Here is an 18192-nt window from a genome sequence, read left to right as displayed (position 1 = left end):
TTAATCAACGGTGATGTGTATCAGTCTCACAAGACTGATGCAAGCTTATTCAAAGAAACTATCCAAAGTCCTTCAAATGATAGAGTCAAGCCTCACGAGCAATTAGTATCGGTTAGCTCCACGCATTACTGCGCTTCCACACCCGACCTATCAACGTCCTGGTCTCGAACGACTCTTTAGTGCGGTTAAACCGCAAGGGAAGTCTCATCTTCAGGCGAGTTTCGCGCTTAGATGCTTTCAGCGCTTATCTCTTCCGAACTTAGCTACCCGGCGATGCGACTGGCGTCACAACCGGTACACCAGAGGTTCGTCCACTCCGGTCCTCTCGTACTAGGAGCAGCCCCCGTCAAACTTCCAACGCCCACTGCAGATAGGGACCAAACTGTCTCACGACGTTTTAAACCCAGCTCACGTACCACTTTAAATGGCGAACAGCCATACCCTTGGGACCGACTACAGCCCCAGGATGTGATGAGCCGACATCGAGGTGCCAAACTCCGCCGTCGATATGAACTCTTGGGCGGAATCAGCCTGTTATCCCCGGAGTACCTTTTATCCGTTGAGCGATGGCCCTTCCATTCAGAACCACCGGATCACTATGTCCTGCTTTCGCACCTGCTCGACTTGTCGGTCTCGCAGTTAAGCTACCTTTTGCCATTGCACTATCAGTCCGATTTCCGACCGGACCTAGGTAACCTTCGAACTCCTCCGTTACTCTTTGGGAGGAGACCGCCCCAGTCAAACTGCCTACCATGCACGGTCCCCGATCCGGATCACGGACCTGGGTTAGAACCTCAAAGCCACCAGGGTGGTATTTCAAGGACGGCTCCACAGAAACTGGCGTCTCTGCTTCTAAGCCTCCCACCTATCCTACACAAGTGACTTCAAAGTCCAATGCAAAGCTACAGTAAAGGTTCACGGGGTCTTTCCGTCTAGCAGCGGGGAGATTGCATCTTCACAACCATTTCAACTTCGCTGAGTCTCGGGAGGAGACAGTGTGGCCATCGTTACGCCATTCGTGCGGGTCGGAACTTACCCGACAAGGAATTTCGCTACCTTAGGACCGTTATAGTTACGGCCGCCGTTTACTGGGGCTTCGATCCGATGCTTGCACATCTTCAATTAACCTTCCAGCACCGGGCAGGCGTCACACCCTATACGTCCACTTTCGTGTTAGCAGAGTGCTGTGTTTTTAATAAACAGTCGCAGCCACCGATTCTCTGCGACCCTCCAATGCTTACAGAGCAAGTCTTTCACATCAAAGGGCATACCTTCTCCCGAAGTTACGGTATCAATTTGCCGAGTTCCTTCTCCCGAGTTCTCTCAAGCGCCTTAGAATTCTCATCCTGCCCACCTGTGTCGGTTTGCGGTACGGTTCAATTCAAACTGAAGCTTAGTGGCTTTTCCTGGAAGCGTGGTATCGGTTACTTCATGTCCGTAGACACTCGTCATCACTTCTCGGTGTTAAGAAGACCCGGATTTGCCTAAGTCTTCCACCTACCGGCTTAAACAAGCTATTCCAACAGCTTGCTAACCTAACCTTCTCCGTCCCCACATCGCATTTGAATCAAGTACGGGAATATTAACCCGTTTCCCATCGACTACGCATTTCTGCCTCGCCTTAGGGGCCGACTCACCCTACGCCGATGAACGTTGCGTAGGAAACCTTGGGCTTTCGGCGAGCGGGCTTTTCACCCGCTTTATCGCTACTCATGTCAACATTCGCACTTCTGATACCTCCAGCAACCTTCTCAAGTCACCTTCATCGGCCTACAGAACGCTCCCCTACCATGCACTAGGTGCATCCGCAGCTTCGGTTACAGATTTGAGCCCCGTTACATCTTCCGCGCAGGACGACTCGACCAGTGAGCTATTACGCTTTCTTTAAATGATGGCTGCTTCTAAGCCAACATCCTGGCTGTCTGGGCCTTCCCACTTCGTTTACCACTTAATCTGTCATTTGGGACCTTAGCTGGCGGTCTGGGTTGTTTCCCTCTCGACAACGGACGTTAGCACCCGCTGTCTGTCTCCCATGATTGCACTTTCCGGTATTCTTAGTTTGCCATGGGTTGGTAAGTCGCAATGACCCCCTAGCCATAACAGTGCTTTACCCCCGGAAGTGATACATGAGGCACTACCTAAATAGTTTTCGGGGAGAACCAGCTATCTCCGAGTTTGTTTAGCCTTTCACCCCTATCCACAGCTCATCCCCGCATTTTGCAACATGCGTGGGTTCGGACCTCCAGTACCTGTTACGGCACCTTCATCCTGGCCATGGATAGATCACTCGGTTTCGGGTCTACACCCAGCAACTCATCGCCCTATTAAGACTCGGTTTCCCTACGCCTCCCCTATCCGGTTAAGCTCGCTACTGAATGTAAGTCGTTGACCCATTATACAAAAGGTACGCAGTCACCCAATTAATAGGCTCCCACTGTTTGTATGCATCAGGTTTCAGGTTCTATTTCACTCCCCTCCCGGGGTTCTTTTCGCCTTTCCCTCACGGTACTGGTTCACTATCGGTCAATGATGAGTATTTAGCCTTGGAGGATGGTCCCCCCATATTCAGACAGGATTCCACGTGTCCCGCCCTACTTGTCGTATACCTAGTACCACTGATGAAATTTCGAATACGGGGCTATCACCCACTATGGCCAAGCTTCCCAGCTTGTTCTTCTATCTCAACAGCTATCATATACAGGCTCCTCCGCGTTCGCTCGCCACTACTTACGGAATCTCGGTTGATTTCTTTTCCTCCGGGTACTTAGATGGTTCAGTTCTCCGGGTTCGCTTCGCTTATCCTATGTATTCAGATAAGGATACCGTACAAAATACGGTGGGTTTCCCCATTCGGACATCACCGGATCATAGCTTTATTGCCAGCTCCCCGATGCTTTTCGCAGGCTTACACGTCCTTCGTCGCCTATCATCGCCAAGGCATCCACCTGATGCACTTATTCACTTGACTCTATCATTTCAAGAACCTCTCTGACTTCGTTGCTTCGGCGTTGACTACCTACGCAACTTGAAGACTCTACTTTGACAAAGCTTACTGCTTGTTGTGTACCGAACTGTGCCTTTTGTGTTTCACAATCCGGTCAATACAATCATCACCCAAATACTGCGGCTTACCTGTTACAGTAAGCCGACATTGTCTTTGTTTGTTGATTTCGGCTTTCCAATTTGTTAAAGATCAATGCGTTTATATGAAACAAACTTTTGTCTCAAACTTCGCAAATTAAAATGAGCTGCGCATTGTAGCAGCTAACTTTAATTTGTAAAGTCTTTAAATGTTTGGTGGAGGCAAACGGGATCGAACCGATGACCCCCTGCTTGCAAAGCAGGTGCTCTACCAACTGAGCTATGCCCCCATACTCTTACTCAAGTATCGATACTGCTTACTCTTGCTTTGAGAATGTCTGGTGGGTCTGGGAGGACTTGAACCTCCGACCCCACGCTTATCAAGCGTGTGCTCTAACCAGCTGAGCTACAAACCCAAGGTCTCTTTGCTTTCCAATATGCCAACAACCATCCTTCTTAATCCGAATAACCTTTTCGGTCATGCTCGGCTTAAAAGTAATTCATGCAGCACATCTTCAAGCTTAAACGCATCTTTAATATCACAGTTTACCGATAAGTGTGAGTGCCTCTCAGCCTCTTTTCTCTAGAAAGGAGGTGATCCAGCCGCAGGTTCCCCTACGGCTACCTTGTTACGACTTCACCCCAGTCATGAAGCATACCGTGGTAAGCGGGCTCCTTGCGGTTACCCTACCTACTTCTGGTATCCCCCACTCCCATGGTGTGACGGGCGGTGTGTACAAGACCCGGGAACGTATTCACCGCAGTATGCTGACCTGCGATTACTAGCGATTCCGACTTCATGCACTCGAGTTGCAGAGTGCAATCCGGACTACGATCGGTTTTGTGGGATTGGCTCCACCTCGCGGCTTGGCTACCCTCTGTACCGACCATTGTATGACGTGTGAAGCCCTGGTCATAAGGGCCATGAGGACTTGACGTCATCCCCACCTTCCTCCGGCTTGTCACCGGCAGTCTCATTAGAGTGCCCAACCAAATGATGGCAACTAATGACAAGGGTTGCGCTCGTTGCGGGACTTAACCCAACATCTCACGACACGAGCTGACGACAGCCATGCAGCACCTGTGTTACGGCTCCCGAAGGCACTCCTCCGTCTCTGGAGGATTCCGTACATGTCAAGACCAGGTAAGGTTCTTCGCGTTGCATCGAATTAATCCACATCATCCACCGCTTGTGCGGGTCCCCGTCAATTCCTTTGAGTTTTAATCTTGCGACCGTACTCCCCAGGCGGTCAATTTCACGCGTTAGCTACGCTACTAAGCAATCAAGTTGCCCAACAGCTAATTGACATCGTTTAGGGCGTGGACTACCAGGGTATCTAATCCTGTTTGCTACCCACGCTTTCGGGCATGAACGTCAGTATTATCCCAGGGGGCTGCCTTCGCCATTGGTATTCCTCCACATCTCTACGCATTTCACTGCTACACGTGGAATTCTACCCCCCTCTGACATACTCTAGTCACCCAGTTTCAAACGCAGTTCCCAGGTTGAGCCCGGGGATTTCACATCTGACTTAAGTAACCGCCTGCGCCCGCTTTACGCCCAGTAATTCCGATTAACGCTCGCACCCTACGTATTACCGCGGCTGCTGGCACGTAGTTAGCCGGTGCTTATTCTTCAGGTACCGTCATCAGTCATGGGTATTAACCACAACCTTTTCTTCCCTGACAAAAGTCCTTTACAACCCGAAGGCCTTCTTCAGACACGCGGCATGGCTGGATCAGGCTTGCGCCCATTGTCCAAAATTCCCCACTGCTGCCTCCCGTAGGAGTCTGGGCCGTGTCTCAGTCCCAGTGTGGCGGATCATCCTCTCAGACCCGCTACTGATCGTCGCCTTGGTAGGCCTTTACCCCACCAACCAGCTAATCAGACATCGGCCGCTCGAATAGCGCAAGGTCCGAAGAGCCCCTGCTTTCCTTCTCAAAGCGTATGCGGTATTAGCCATCCTTTCGGACAGTTATCCCCCACTACTCGGTACGTTCCGATGCATTACTCACCCGTTCGCCACTCGCCACCCAAGAAGCAAGCTTCTCTGTGCTGCCGTCCGACTTGCATGTGTAAAGCATGCCGCCAGCGTTCAATCTGAGCCAGGATCAAACTCTTATGTTCAATCTCTAACTTTTTAACTTCTGGTCTGCTTCAAAGTAACTGACAGACAATGTATAATCTTGTCTCTCTGTTTTTGTCGCAGTGTGAGGCCTAAAGACACTCACACTTATCGGTAATCTGTGTTGTTAAAGAACGGTTGCCGCTGTGTCAGCAGCGAAGAAACCGAACTATACACACCCGCCCGCACCTCCGTCAACAACCACAACGCAAAAAATCACAACGGAAATCACATATCGCTGTTTATTATGGGAATTATTTTTTGAAAATTTCATCCAGACATTTTTCTAACCAATTCATACAACACTTTTCCTCTCCGCCCCAGCTGCGAAACTCATTCACCTTATGTTTTTTTTGATATGATATGAAGTTCATTTTTATGGGGTTTGTGTATGTCTGTTTATACCAGCGTTTCAGATGATGAAATGCGTGAATTCTTAAATGATTACAACTTAGGCGATTTTATTTCCCTGCAAGGGATTGCTCAGGGGATTACAAACAGTAATTATTTTTTAACTACTACTAAAGGGCGCTTCGTTTTAACTGTGTTTGAAACTTTACAGCAACGCGAGCTACCTTTCTTTTTGGAACTCAAACAACATCTCAGCAAAAATGGGGTTGCCTGCCCTGCGCCTGTTATGCGCAAAGACGGAAAATTCGATTCTATTTTGGTTGGCAAACCTGCATGTTTAGTAACTTGTTTAAGAGGCTCCGATACGAGTTGGCCGACCGCGAACCAATGTTTTCACACCGGAGCTATGCTGGCCAAAATGCATTGGGCCGGACAAAGTTTTCCTTCCAAGATGGCTAATCCTCGTTATAGGGATTGGTGGCGCAATGCCTATACCCAGCTTTTTCCTTTATTAAATGCTGAAGATGCTGCATTATTAAAAAGTGAAATTGATTATTTAGATAAAAACAACGGCGAATCTTTACCTTCCGGCATTATTCATGCTGACCTTTTTAAAGATAATGTTTTGCTCGACGGCGAAGAAGTGGCCGGATTTATCGATTTTTACTATGCCTGCAACGGCAACTTCATGTATGACTTGGCGATTGCGGTAAACGACTGGGCACGCACAGCCAGTAATCATTTGGACAAAGAACTGGAAAAAGCTTTCATCGAAGGCTACGAAAGTGTCCGCCCGCTTAGCGACGAAGAACGGGCTTATTTTCCTACCGCGCAACGTGCAGGCTGTATTCGTTTTTGGGTGTCCCGTCTTTTAGACTTTTATTTCCCGCAAGAAGGTGAAATGACTTTCATCAAAGACCCGAATGCGTTCCGCGACTTATTAATCAGCTTGCGGGAAAACTAACGCTTAGCATTGCAGCTATTAAGATTAAAGGCCGTCTGAAATTTTCAGACGGCTTTCATCATTCTTCCTCGACTGATTTCAACTTCAATTAATTTCCAAGCTTCACATGATAAAAAAAGCAGATGAAGTACATCTGCTTTTTTATGACTCAATTCAGATTGAGGCCGTCTGAAAACTATTCAAAGTTCAATACCGCGGAAGTATAAACGTCTTGAACATCATCCAAATCTTCAAGAGCATCAATCAACTTTTGCATTTTTTCGGCATCTTCGCCGCTTAATTCGGTTTCATTTTGCGCGCGCATGGTAACGTCGCCGTCCTCAGATTGGAAACCTGCCGCTTCCAGAGCAGCTTTTACACCAGCCCAATCATTAGGCGCAGTGATCACTTCCAACGAACCGTCTTCATGAGTGACCACATCTTCTGCACCGGCTTCCAAAGCGGCTTCCATAAGCGCATCTTCATCCACGCCCGGAGCAAATACCAGATAACCCTGATGGACGAAATTGAAGGCCACGCAGCCGTCTGTGCCCAAATTGCCGCCGTTTTTGTTAAACGCATGGCGCACATCTGCAACGGTACGGGTTTTATTGTCTGTCAAACAATCCACCATCAGCGCCGCGCCGCCGATGCCGTAGCCTTCGTAGCGCAGTTCGACGTATTCGACACCTTCCAGATTGCCGGTACCTTTATCAATCGCACGTTGGATATTGTCTTTAGGCATGTTGTTGCTAACAGCCTTATCCATTGCCAACCGCAAACGCGGGTTGGAAGAAGGGTCGCCGCCGCCCATTTTGGCTGCAACGGTAATCTCTTTGATCAAACGGGTAAAAATTTTACCGCGCTTGGCATCTTGACGTTCTTTTTTATGACGGATATTCGCCCACTTACTGTGGCCTGCCATATTGCTTCCTTTCTATGCCCGCCCCACTGAATTCATGAGGCCGACTGTACATACAAAATTTTAAAGGCGCGTATTTTATCATAAAAGCTTAAAACATGAGATGTTGAATCTATTCAGGTTTATCAACATTTACGCTCAGTTTTCAGCCTGCACTTGATTTCAGACGGCCTGTAACCATATTCAGGCCATCTGAAAATTATTATGTAGGCAAAAACCATGACCAACACTAAAAACAACACTCCTGCCGCAGCGGTAAATCATGCCGACTGCCGAACCCGTTTCATTTTCGACGATATGCCCGTACGCGGCCAACATGTGCGGCTTGAGAAAGTATGGCAACACATTGTCGAGCAAAAACATTATCCTGCCGCCATCCAACGCGCTTTGGGCGAATTACTGGCAGCCGGTGCATTATTGTCGAGCAATTTGAAGATTGAAGGCACGTTAATTGTTCAAGTTCAGGGGAAAGGCAAACTGAAAATGCTGGTCGTCGAAGCCACTTCATCCGACACCTGCCGCGCCACCGCACGTTGGGATGAGCACGCTCAAATCGGAGAAAACGAAAGTCTGCGCGAATTATTGGGCGACAGCGGTGTATTCGTGATTACCCTGCAACCGCAAGACGGAGAACCGTGGCAAGGCGTGGTACCGCTTGAAGGCGACAGCATTTCAGAAATGCTGGTCAACTATATGAAGCGTTCCGAGCAATTAGATACCCACATCACCCTCACCGCCTCGGATAAAGTGTGCAGCGGCCTGTTGGTACAACGCCTGCCCGAATCCACTCCCGACGCAGAAGCATGGGAACATATAGTCACACTTGCCCAAACCGTAACAGCCGACGAATTGGCGACTTTAGACGCGCACCATATCCTCTACCGCTTGTTCCACGAAACTCCGCCGCGTGTATTCGAGCAGGAAGCGATTGAATTTGCCTGCACATGTTCACGAGGCAAGGTAAGTGATATGTTATTGATGCTGGGTGGTGAAGAAGTAGGCTCGGTACTGCTGGAACAAGGCAGCGTGGAAATTGATTGCGATTTCTGCAATGCAAAATATGTGTTTGACGAGACCGACATTAATGCATTGTTTGGCATGGACGTGGCTCAGGCGGTTAGCGAGGAAAAACTCAGGCTTCAATAAACCTGATTGACAACCCATTGATTGGTAAATAATTCATCTCCGCTCTTATCATGTTGAATGACGGCAATTTAACCAAGCCCTCATTCAACATGTTTTTTACCTACTCTCTTATTTTTTCCAATAAGGCGGCGTAAACAGAATCAACACCGTGAAAATTTCCAAACGACCCAACAACATCACGGCGGTACACAACCATTTCTGAACATCTGCCAACGCAGAATAATTATGCGCCGGCCCGACCACGCCCAAACCCGGGCCTGCATTGGTAATGCAGGCAATCACGGCGCTAAAGGCCGAAATAAAATCCAAGCCCGTGGCCATCATCAGAAAAGTGAACAGCACGACGGTCATGAAATACACAAAGATAAACGCCATCACGGTCAAAGCCGTGCGCTCGGGAATGGTGCGTCCGTTTACCTTAACGTTGCGCACCGCATTAGGATGAAGCAGCAGCAACATTTCGCGCAAACTGAATTTGGCAAGCACGATGGCACGCGCATTCTTAATACCTCCGCCCATAGAGCCGGAGCTGGCCAGAACGTTTGCCAGAAAAAACATCCATAAAGAGGTGATTAGCGGCCATTGACCGAAGTCGGCATTGGCAAATCCGCTGGAAAGCCCGATAGATACGAAGTTAAACGATGTGTAACGGAGCGATTCCTCAAAAGTCGGATAGTATTGATTGTGCCATAAATAAACGCTGACCGCGGTAATGCTGACCACCAGCATACTCACCATGATGCGGAACTCTTCATCCCGCCAATAGCGTTGCGGTGTGCGTGCGCCGACCACGGAAAGATGGGTCACAAAACTGATGGCGCCAAACAACGTGATGGCCATCACAATCATTTCGATAGAAGGGGAATTGAAGTAAGCGATGCTGTCGTCGTGGGTAGAAAAACCGCCGAGGGAAATCGTCGATAAAGCATGGCAAACCGCATCAAACCAACTCATGCCTGCCCAATACAGCGCCAAACAGGCAACAACGGTGCTTATGGCATAAGTAAGCCACAGCTTTTTCGCCACTTGGGAAATACGCGGGGCAATTTTATTGTCTTTATCAAGGCCGGGGATTTCCGCTTTAAACAACTGCGTGCCGCCCACGCCGAGCATAGGCAGAATCGCCACCGCCAACACGATAATCCCCATACCGCCGAGCCAATTGAGCATGTGCCGCCAGAAATTAATCGAAGGGGCAAGCGTGTCCAAACTGGTAATCACCGTAGCACCCGTGGTAGTCAGCCCCGACATCGCTTCAAACAGCGCATCGGTGTAGCTCATTTGGGGAAAGTAAAGATAAAACGGCATCGCCGCCACCACGGCAAAACCCACCCACAACATAAACACCAGCGTAAAACCGTCGCGCACACGCAGTTCGCGCTGATAGCGGCGTGTCAGCAGCCATATGGCAACCGAACTGATGATGGTCACCAGCGCCGTAGAGCCGAATGCACGCAAGGCATCGTCCAAATAAATATACGACACCATGGTAGGAACCAGCAGAAGTATCGAAAACAATACCCCGAGCTTCGATAAAATATGGATGGTAGGGATGATTTTATACATAACTATCTGTTTTCAGACGGCCTGAATGAAAACGCCGGCTATTTTATCAAAAATCCATATAGATTAAGAATCCGAAGAGCCGTCTGAAAAATCTTGCCGGCGGTTTGTACTAAAGTTTGATTGAAGCGCACCTTCTAAAAAAACAAGCTGCTTACTCCGGCTGCCCGGCAACTTCATCTCCGACATTGCCACCATTTACCGGCACCTGACGGTCGGCAAACCATTTGCCCACCACCGCATTCACTTCTTCGATACCCTGCTTCTTCAAGCTGGAAAAAAGTTGCACGCTGATCTGCTGCCGTTCCGCATACGGCTTCAGCGATTTTTTAACCGCCGCCAACGTTTTTATCTGATCGTTTTTAGACAATTTATCGGCTTTGGAAAGCAATATATGTACAGGGCGGCCGGTGATATGAAAAAAATCGAGCATTCTCAGGTCCAACTCTTTAAGCGGATGGCGCACATCCATAATCAGCACCAAACCGATAAGCTGCTGTCGTTTCTGGAGATAATCACCCAGCAATTTGACCCAGTGTGTGCGCACCGCTTCGGGAACCTGTGCATAACCGTAACCGGGCAAATCCACCATAAAACCACCGCCCGCCAGTTCAAAGAAATTAATGTGCTGGGTGCGTCCCGGCGTTTTAGACACATAAGCCAAACGCACATGATTGGTCAGCGTATTGATGGCACTCGATTTGCCCGCATTACTGCGCCCCACAAAGGCGATTTCGGCAGGCGTATCGGGCAAATCTTTCAGATGATTGACCGTAGTAAAGAATTTTGCATTTTGAAATAAGTTCATAAGTGGTAAAATTGTGTGAATTTGGTATAGAATACCACGATTATAAAGTTATCGGTTTAGTCGGGCCGCTACCAGCCCGTGTTGAGTATAGTAAAGGGCATTGCGAAACCATATCGTAATGCTGTAATTCAGGAGCACACTTCCATGAAACGTTTTACCCTGTTGGGTCTGGCTTTAGCTGTTACCGCCGTAGCAGCCGCGCCTAAAGCGAACATAGCCAAAGGCAAAGAAATTGCAACCACCATTTGCGCATCATGCCACGCTGCCGACGGTAACAGCGGTATTGCAATGTATCCCAAACTATCTGCCCAACATGCCCAATATATTTTTGCCCAAACCAAAGAAATCAAAGAAGGCAAACGTACCACCGGTGCAGCGGCGGCCATGGCACCGCTGGTTGCCTCTCTTTCCGATCAGGATATGCGCAATGTAGCCGCTTTCTACGCCACCCAATTCCCCAAACCCGGCGAAACCAATCCGAAAGAAAATCCCGAATTAGGCGCGAAAATCTACCGCGGCGGTTTGGCCGACAAGAAAATCCCTGCCTGTATGTCTTGCCACGGCCCCAATGGTGCCGGTATTCCCGCAGGCGGCACCGACATTTTGGCCTACCCGCGTTTGGGCGGCCAGCACAAAGCTTATATTGTCGACCAAATGAAAGCATACCAATCCGGCCAACGCAAAAACAATATCATGAACGATATCGCAAGCCGCATGACCGACGAAGAGTTGAATGCTGTTGCCAACTTTATTCAAGGGCTGCATTAATATATTGCCGTCGAGTGTTTTTGCGGAGGCCGTCTGAAAGAACATGTTTTCAGACGGCCTTCGGCTGCCATGTCGCTTCATTATCTTTACATAGTTCATTTGCTTGAGTTTTCTTTTCAAAATAACGCTTTTATCCGCTTCACTGACTGATCACCGGTAAAACCTTATGGCCCAACCCAAAACTTCCGTTCCGTTTATACGCCGCCCATGGTTTGCATTTCTCAGCTCCATGCGCTTTGCCGTGGCTCTGCTCAGCCTGCTGGGTATCGCATCGATTATCGGCACGGTGCTCCAGCAAAACCAGCCGCCCGTCAATTATGTAGTGAAATTCGGCCCGTTTTGGACGGAAATTTTCGGTTTCTTAGGCTTGTTTGATGTTTACGCTTCCGGTTGGTTTGTGCTGATTATGCTGTTTCTGGTGCTGTCCACCGGCTTGTGCTTGTGGCGCAACATTCCGCCGTTTGTGCGCGAAATGAAGTCTTTCCGGTTGAACGCCACCAAAAAATCTTTGTCTTCAATGAAGCACACCACCATGCTCGAAGGCCGCATTTCCCCCGAAATCACCGCTCGCTATTTGGAAGTACAGGGATTCAGCAGCAAAACGGTTGAGCGTGAAGACGGTTCGGTACTGGTTGCCGCGAAAAAAGGGGCGATGAACAAATGGGGCTACATTTTTGCCCATGCCGCCATTATCGTGATTTGCTTGGGCGGCCTGATCGACAGCAACCTGCTGCTGAAAGCCGGCATGCTCACCGGCAAAATCGTCCCCGATAACGAATCGGTGTTCGCCAAAGATTTCAAACCCGAAAGCACGCTGGGCAGCGGCAATATCTCGTTTCGCGGCAACGTCAACATTACCGAAGGCCAACAAGCCGACGTGGTTTTTCTGAATGCCGACAAAGGCGTGCTGATACAGGATTTGCCGTTTACCGTACACCTGAAAAAATTTCATATCGACTTTTACAATACCGGCATGCCTAAAGATTTCGCCAGCGATTTAGTGGTTACCGACAAAGCCACCGGCGAAGTGATTGAGAAAACCATCCGCGTCAACCACCCGCTTACGGTGGACGGCATTACCATCTATCAGGCCAGCTTTGCCGACGGCGGCTCCGACTTAAAACTGAAAGCTTGGAATCTGGCAGGCAAAAACCGCCAACCGGCCATGATGGATGCCGTTTCGATGCGTGAATTTCCATTAGACCTAGACGGCAAGCAATACCGGCTGGAATTCGACCAGTTTACCGCCATGAACGTCGAAGACATGAGCGCCGCACCCGCAAAAGACAAAACAGGTTTTCAGACGGCCATTAACGACGTACGCAGCGTTAAGCAAGACAAAAAGTTCACCAACATCGGCCCATCCATCGTTTACCGCATCCGCGACAAAGCCGGACAAGCCGTTGAATACAAAAACTATATGTTGCCCGTCAAACAAGAAGAAGACTATTTCTTCATCACCGGCACCCGTGCAGGGCTGGATCAGCAATACCGCTGGCTGCGCCTGCCTGCCGACAAAGAAGGCAGCATCGACACCTTTATGGCTTGGCGCGAACTGCTGAACGACCCTGCCGTGCGCAAACGCGTGATTGAAGCGTCTGCCCAAGCCGCGCCCGAAAACGTGCGTTCGGGATTCAGCTTGGCCGTAGAAAACACGCTTGCCCTGTTTGCACAAGGAGGCTATTTAGCACTGAACGACTACATCGAACAAAAAGTGCCCGAAGCCGAACGCGACAAAATGCAGGATTTCTTCTACCGCATTTTATACGGCGCGCTCAATTCGATCTTGGATGAAACCATTACCACCCACAAACTGCCCGAGTGGAAACAGGGCGTGGAACGAAACCGCTTCCTGCTGCACAGCATGGACGCCTACACCGGCCTGACCGAATACCCCTCTCCGGTATTGCTCCAGCTTAACGGCTATAAAGAAGTACGCTCTTCCGGCCTGCAAATGACCCGCTCTCCGGGTGCATCGTTGGTGTATTTGGGCTCGGTGCTGCTGGTTTTGGGCACAGTATTTATGTTTTACATCCGCGAGAAACGCGCATGGCTGCTGTTTGACCGAGACGGCGTGCGTTTTTCCATGTCGTCTTCGCGCAATGAACGTGATTTACAAAAAGAATTTCCCAAACATACAGAGGATTTGGCAACATTGTCATCAGATTTGGACAAAAACATCTAGCAGCCGGTGTAAGAACTTTTTCAGACGGCCGTCTGAAAACAAACAGGCTGAATTATGAAGGAACATACGCATGAACCACACCATACGCGGTGCGGATAAATTACCACACCAACACACCTTGCTGACCCACAAGTCGTTTTTGCGCCGTCTCAACGGCTGGGATTGGCTGTTTGCCTTACTCATCACCATGACCGCCGTCTTCGCGCAATTCCATATCGGCCACCGCATGGACATTTACGAAATCGTGATTTTGTGGGGCAGTGCCGCCGGTGCCATCCTTTTGGGCTGGTTTTTCAAACCCCTGCGCGGCTTTACCGTTGCTTCCGTGCTGCTGGCTTACGGCGCAGTCCAACTCTACGCGGGCGACATTGCCCACGCAGACCGCTTTTTGCTGAAATACTTTCTCAGCAGCCAGTCTGCCATCATGTGGCAATGCGCAACCGTATTCTTCGCCCTCTTCTGCTACATTGCAGGCGCACTGATTGCCCGCAAACAAAACGCACCCACCAACACCCTGCTGGGCATGGGCAGCGTGTTGACATGGGTTTCCGCGCTTGCCGGCCTTACCGGCCTGCTCGTACGCTGGCATGAAAGCTATCTGCTCCGCCCCGATGCCGGCCACATCCCCGTATCCAACCTGTACGAAGTCTTCATTCTCTTCTTGGTAATCACCGCTCTGATGTATCTGTATTACGAAGCCAAATTCGCCATGCAGAAGCTCGGCGGGTTCGTGCTGTCGTTTATGTCCGTCGTGGTTGTGTTCGTGTTGTGGTACAGCGTATCGCGCGAAGCCCATGCCATTCAGCCGCTGATTCCCGCCCTGCAATCGTGGTGGATGAAAATCCATGTACCGGCCAACTTTATCGGTTACGGCGCATTCTGTATTTCCGCCATGTTGGGCGTGGCCGAACTGCTGGCCATCCGCAACGAAAATGCCGGTAAGAAATCTTGGCTGCCCGAATCGCAAGCCATTGAAGAAGTGATGTACAAATCGATTGCCGTCGGCTTCCTGTTTTTCACCATCGCCACCATTCTCGGCGCACTGTGGGCAGCAGACGCGTGGGGCCGCTACTGGAGCTGGGACCCGAAAGAAACTTGGGCATTTATCGTATGGCTGAACTACGCCGTGTGGCTGCACTTGCGCCTTGTAGCCGGTTGGCGCGGCAAAGTCTTGGCATGGTGGGCGATTATCGGCCTGTTTATTACCGCTTTTGCCTTTATCGGTGTAAACATGTTCTTGAGCGGCCTGCACTCTTACGGAACGCTCTAACATCATTGAAAGCCGGGCAACATGGCAGCGGGACACGGTTTCATCAACCGCACCTTTCTGCACCATAGCCCGGCTTTTTTCAAAGCAATCGGACGAAGCGGCACACTATCCTGCCTGCCAACATATTGCCTAAATTTTGGGCAGAATATAGAGGCCGTCTGAAATGCTGTTCCTGCCGAAACACAAAATTAAAAAACACAAAATAGCAACCCTGACCAAACCGCCGCAAGCAAACACGGTCTCAACCCTACACCACAGCGGTTTATCAAGGCTGCTCATGACTTCACACGGTTATCATCTTCATGGCTGTTAAAATCCAAACCCGCACGATTAATCCCGACATCTGCCGCACTCTCATCGAGGCCGGCACCGACCCGTTGCTCGCCCGCCTGTGCGCCGCCCGCGACGTAGCCTCCCCTGCCGAGTTGGACGACAAACTCACCGCCCTGCTGCCCTACCAAAGCCTCACCCGCTGCACCGAAGCCGCCGTGCGCTTGGCCGATGCGATACAACGGCAGGAAAACATTTTAATCGTGGCCGACTACGATGCCGACGGCGCAACCGCCTGTACGGTCGGCATCAAAGGGCTGTCGGCCATGGGCGCGGCAGTAGACTTTTTGGTGCCCAACCGCTTCGAGCACGGCTACGGTTTAACGCCCGAATTGGCGGAACTGGCTGCCGCGCAAAAAGTAAAACTGCTGGTAACGGTCGATAACGGCATCGCCAGCTTGGCGGGCGTGGCGCGCGCGCAAGAATTGGGGTTGGACGTCATCGTTACCGACCACCACCTGCCTGCCGAAACCGTGCCCGACTGCATCATCGTCAACCCCAACCAACGCGGCTGCAACTTTGCCAGCAAAAGTCTCGCGGGTGTGGGCGTGATTTTTTATGTGCTGATGGCTTTACGCGCCGAACTGCGGCAGCGCGGCTGGTTCAGGCCGTCTGAAAACCCGCTTTCAGACGGCCTCAATGAACCGAATCTGGCCGAACTCTTGGATTTAGTGGCACTCGGCACCGTTGCCGACGTCGTGCCGCTCGACCACAACAACCGCATTCTCGTTTCGCAAGGCTTGAAACGGATGCGTACAGGCAAAATGCGCCCCGGCATCCGCGCCTTATTTGAAGTGGCGCGGCGCGACTGGCGCAAAGCGCAGCCGTTCGACATGGGTTTCGCGCTCGGCCCGCGCATCAACGCCGCCGGTCGGCTCGACGATATGTCGGTCGGCATTGCCTGTCTGCTGGCCGACAACGAAGCCGAAGCGCAAAGCCTCGCCGCCCAACTCAACGATTTGAACATCGAGCGGCGCGAAATCGAGCAATCCATGCTGCAAGACGCGCTCAACGCCTTCCCCGATTCCCTCCCCGACGGACAAACCACGCTGGTGGCCTACCGCGACGACTTCCATCAAGGCGTGGTTGGCATCGTGGCCAGCCGTCTGAAAGACCGCTTCTACCGCCCCGCCATCGTGTTCGCCCCCGCAGACAACGGCGAAGTGCGCGGTTCCGGCCGTTCCATTCCCGGCCTGCACCTGCGCGATGCATTGGATTTGGTGAGCAAACGCCATCCCGACATGATTCTGAAATTCGGCGGACACGCCATGGCCGCAGGCTTGAGCATACGCGAAGAAAACATCGCCGCGTTTCAGACGGCCTTCGAACACACCGTGCGCGAACTGATCCACGCCGACGACTTGGCGCAAACCTACATCACCGACGGCAGCCTGCCCGCCGCCGACATCACGCTCACGCAGGCGCAAAACCTCGCCCGCCAAGTGTGGGGACAAGGCTTCGCGCCGCCGAGTTTTACCGACGAATTTGCCGTCATCCGCCAGCAAGCCATGGGTGTGAACCACAAAAAAGTGTGGCTGCGCAAAGAAGGCCATGAATTTGAAGCGATGTTTTGGCGCTGCACCGAAGAAATCCCCGCACGCATCCGCACCGTGTACCGCCCCGTGGCCAACGAATGGCGCAACCAGATCGAATTGCAGCTTTATATCGACTATTGGGAAGCCGCATAAGATCAGGCCGTCTGAAAACGAGCCTGCGAGTTTCGCTAAAACGAGCCTGCGGGTTTCGCCAAAGCAAACTATGCGAGTTTCACTAAAACTTTTCAGACGGCCTCAGTATCAAGCCACACCCTTGTAAAAACACCTTGCCGCCCATATAGTTCGGAAGATACACGCCAAACACATCGAGGAACACAAACCATGCAGCCCGTTACCATGTACACCGGCCCTTACTGCCCCTACTGCACCATGGCCAAACAGTTTTTGAAATCGCAAGGCATCACCGAAATTACAGAAATCCGCGTCGACAAAAACCCCGCCGATTTTGCAGAAATGCAGCAAATCACCGGCCAGCGCAGTGTGCCGCAGATTTTCATCGGCGACACCCATGTAGGCGGCTTCACCGATTTATACGCCATGCACCAGCGCGGCGAACTGAAAGCGTTGCTGCACGGCGGCGACGAATAAACTTCCCTTCCCGCTGCGCCCCGCGCGGCATAACTTTTAAAAGAAAGAACCACCATGAGCGAAGAACTGCAACCCGTATTCAGCATCGAAAAACTGTATGTGAAAGACATGTCTTTGGAAGTGCCGAACGCGCCTCAAGTATTCTTGGAGCAAGGCGAGCCTGAAGTCGATATGCGCGTTTCCACCGAAAGCGCCAAACTGGAAGAAGGCTTCCACGAAGTTACCGTTACCGTTACCGTTACCGCCAAGCTGGAAAACGACCGCGTGATGTTCCTCAACGAAGTATCTCAAAGCGGTATCTTCCGTTTGGAAAACATCCCTGAAGAAGACGTTAAACTGCTGCTGGCCGTTGCTTGCCCGAACATCCTGTTCCCATACGCCCGCGAAGCCGTTTCCAGCACCATCACCCGCGCAGGCTTCCCGCCCGTACTGCTGGCTCCGATCAACTTCGAAGCGATGTACCAACAAGCACAAGAAGGTAACGCGTAATCCGCAACTTGTCGCTGATATAACAAGAGGCCGTCTGAAAAATTTTCAGACGGCCTCTTGTTATAT

General features: G+C 50.8%; 11 protein-coding genes, 2 tRNA genes and 2 rRNA genes. 8 read left to right on the top strand and 7 right to left on the bottom strand.

The window, feature by feature from the left end; translation table 11 throughout:
• Positions 1 to 81 precede the first annotated feature (81 nt).
• From LVJ85_RS02645 to LVJ85_RS02630, 4 genes are all read right to left on the bottom strand, one after another.
• A 23S ribosomal RNA gene (locus tag LVJ85_RS02645) occupies positions 82 to 2968 on the bottom strand.
• A gap of 327 nt (positions 2969 to 3295) precedes the next feature.
• A tRNA-Ala gene (locus LVJ85_RS02640) sits at positions 3296 to 3371 on the bottom strand.
• Between the two features lie 49 nt (positions 3372 to 3420).
• A tRNA-Ile gene (locus tag LVJ85_RS02635) sits at positions 3421 to 3497 on the bottom strand.
• A gap of 171 nt (positions 3498 to 3668) precedes the next feature.
• Positions 3669 to 5209 (bottom strand): 16S ribosomal RNA (locus LVJ85_RS02630).
• Together the 16S and 23S rRNA genes with 2 tRNA genes alongside form the textbook arrangement of a ribosomal RNA operon.
• A 389-nt stretch (positions 5210 to 5598) precedes the next feature.
• Between LVJ85_RS02630 and thrB the strand changes: the two genes are divergently transcribed.
• Positions 5599 to 6522, top strand: a complete 924-nt coding sequence (gene thrB / locus LVJ85_RS02625) for a homoserine kinase (RefSeq protein WP_244741216.1) — start codon at positions 5599 to 5601, stop codon at positions 6520 to 6522.
• A gap of 175 nt (positions 6523 to 6697) precedes the next feature.
• On the opposite strand, the gene LVJ85_RS02620 is transcribed toward thrB, so the two are convergent.
• A complete protein-coding gene (locus tag LVJ85_RS02620) occupies positions 6698 to 7426 on the bottom strand; it encodes a YebC/PmpR family DNA-binding transcriptional regulator (RefSeq protein ID WP_115135045.1) in 729 nt (242 codons plus the stop codon).
• Between the two features lie 216 nt (positions 7427 to 7642).
• Here LVJ85_RS02620 and hslO point away from each other — a divergent pair, with 216 nt between their 5' ends.
• Entirely contained in the window at positions 7643 to 8569 is a 927-nt protein-coding gene (gene hslO, locus LVJ85_RS02615) for an Hsp33 family molecular chaperone HslO (RefSeq protein WP_244741214.1), read from the top strand.
• Positions 8570 to 8677: 108 nt separating this feature from the next.
• Here the strand turns inward: hslO and LVJ85_RS02610 are convergent, their stop codons facing one another.
• Positions 8678 to 10135 carry a TrkH family potassium uptake protein gene (locus tag LVJ85_RS02610; RefSeq protein WP_244741212.1) on the bottom strand — a complete coding sequence of 486 codons (1458 nt, stop codon included), beginning with the start codon at positions 10133 to 10135 and terminating at the stop codon, positions 8678 to 8680.
• Between the two features lie 151 nt (positions 10136 to 10286).
• Positions 10287 to 10940 (bottom strand): ribosome biogenesis GTP-binding protein YihA/YsxC, encoded by a 654-nt coding sequence (gene yihA, locus LVJ85_RS02605; protein ID WP_244741209.1) that lies wholly within the window; start codon positions 10938 to 10940, stop codon positions 10287 to 10289.
• Between the two features lie 144 nt (positions 10941 to 11084).
• On the opposite strand from yihA, the gene LVJ85_RS02600 reads away from it, so the two are divergent.
• The 6 genes from LVJ85_RS02600 to secB all read left to right on the top strand — a co-directional run bounded on the left by LVJ85_RS02600 (position 11085) and on the right by secB (position 18126).
• On the top strand, positions 11085 to 11708 hold the full coding sequence (locus LVJ85_RS02600; RefSeq protein WP_244741207.1) for a cytochrome c: 624 nt from the start codon (positions 11085 to 11087) through the stop codon (positions 11706 to 11708).
• A 166-nt stretch (positions 11709 to 11874) separates the two neighbouring features.
• The gene (locus LVJ85_RS02595) at positions 11875 to 13893 is read left to right on the top strand and encodes a cytochrome c biogenesis protein ResB (RefSeq protein ID WP_244741205.1); all 2019 of its coding nucleotides are present in this window, start codon (positions 11875 to 11877) and stop codon (positions 13891 to 13893) included.
• A 70-nt stretch (positions 13894 to 13963) separates the two neighbouring features.
• Entirely contained in the window at positions 13964 to 15163 is a 1200-nt protein-coding gene (ccsB, locus tag LVJ85_RS02590; protein WP_244741202.1) for a c-type cytochrome biogenesis protein CcsB, read from the top strand.
• A 302-nt stretch (positions 15164 to 15465) separates the two neighbouring features.
• Positions 15466 to 17181: a single-stranded-DNA-specific exonuclease RecJ gene (gene recJ, locus LVJ85_RS02585; protein ID WP_244741200.1), complete on the top strand. Its 1716-nt coding sequence runs from the start codon at positions 15466 to 15468 to the stop codon at positions 17179 to 17181.
• A 189-nt stretch (positions 17182 to 17370) separates the two neighbouring features.
• Positions 17371 to 17637: a glutaredoxin 3 gene (grxC, locus tag LVJ85_RS02580; RefSeq protein WP_244741198.1), complete on the top strand. Its 267-nt coding sequence runs from the start codon at positions 17371 to 17373 to the stop codon at positions 17635 to 17637.
• Between the two features lie 54 nt (positions 17638 to 17691).
• Complete coding sequence (gene secB / locus LVJ85_RS02575) at positions 17692 to 18126, top strand: protein-export chaperone SecB (protein WP_085356032.1); 435 nt, start codon at positions 17692 to 17694, stop codon at positions 18124 to 18126.
• The last annotated feature ends 66 nt before the right edge of the window (positions 18127 to 18192 follow it).

It is taken from the genome of Neisseria sp. Dent CA1/247 (assembly GCF_022870825.1).
Classification (GTDB): Bacteria; Pseudomonadota; Gammaproteobacteria; order Burkholderiales; family Neisseriaceae; genus Neisseria; species Neisseria zoodegmatis.
Note: the sequence above shows the minus strand (reverse complement) of the source record. Positions and strands in the feature narration are given on the sequence as shown.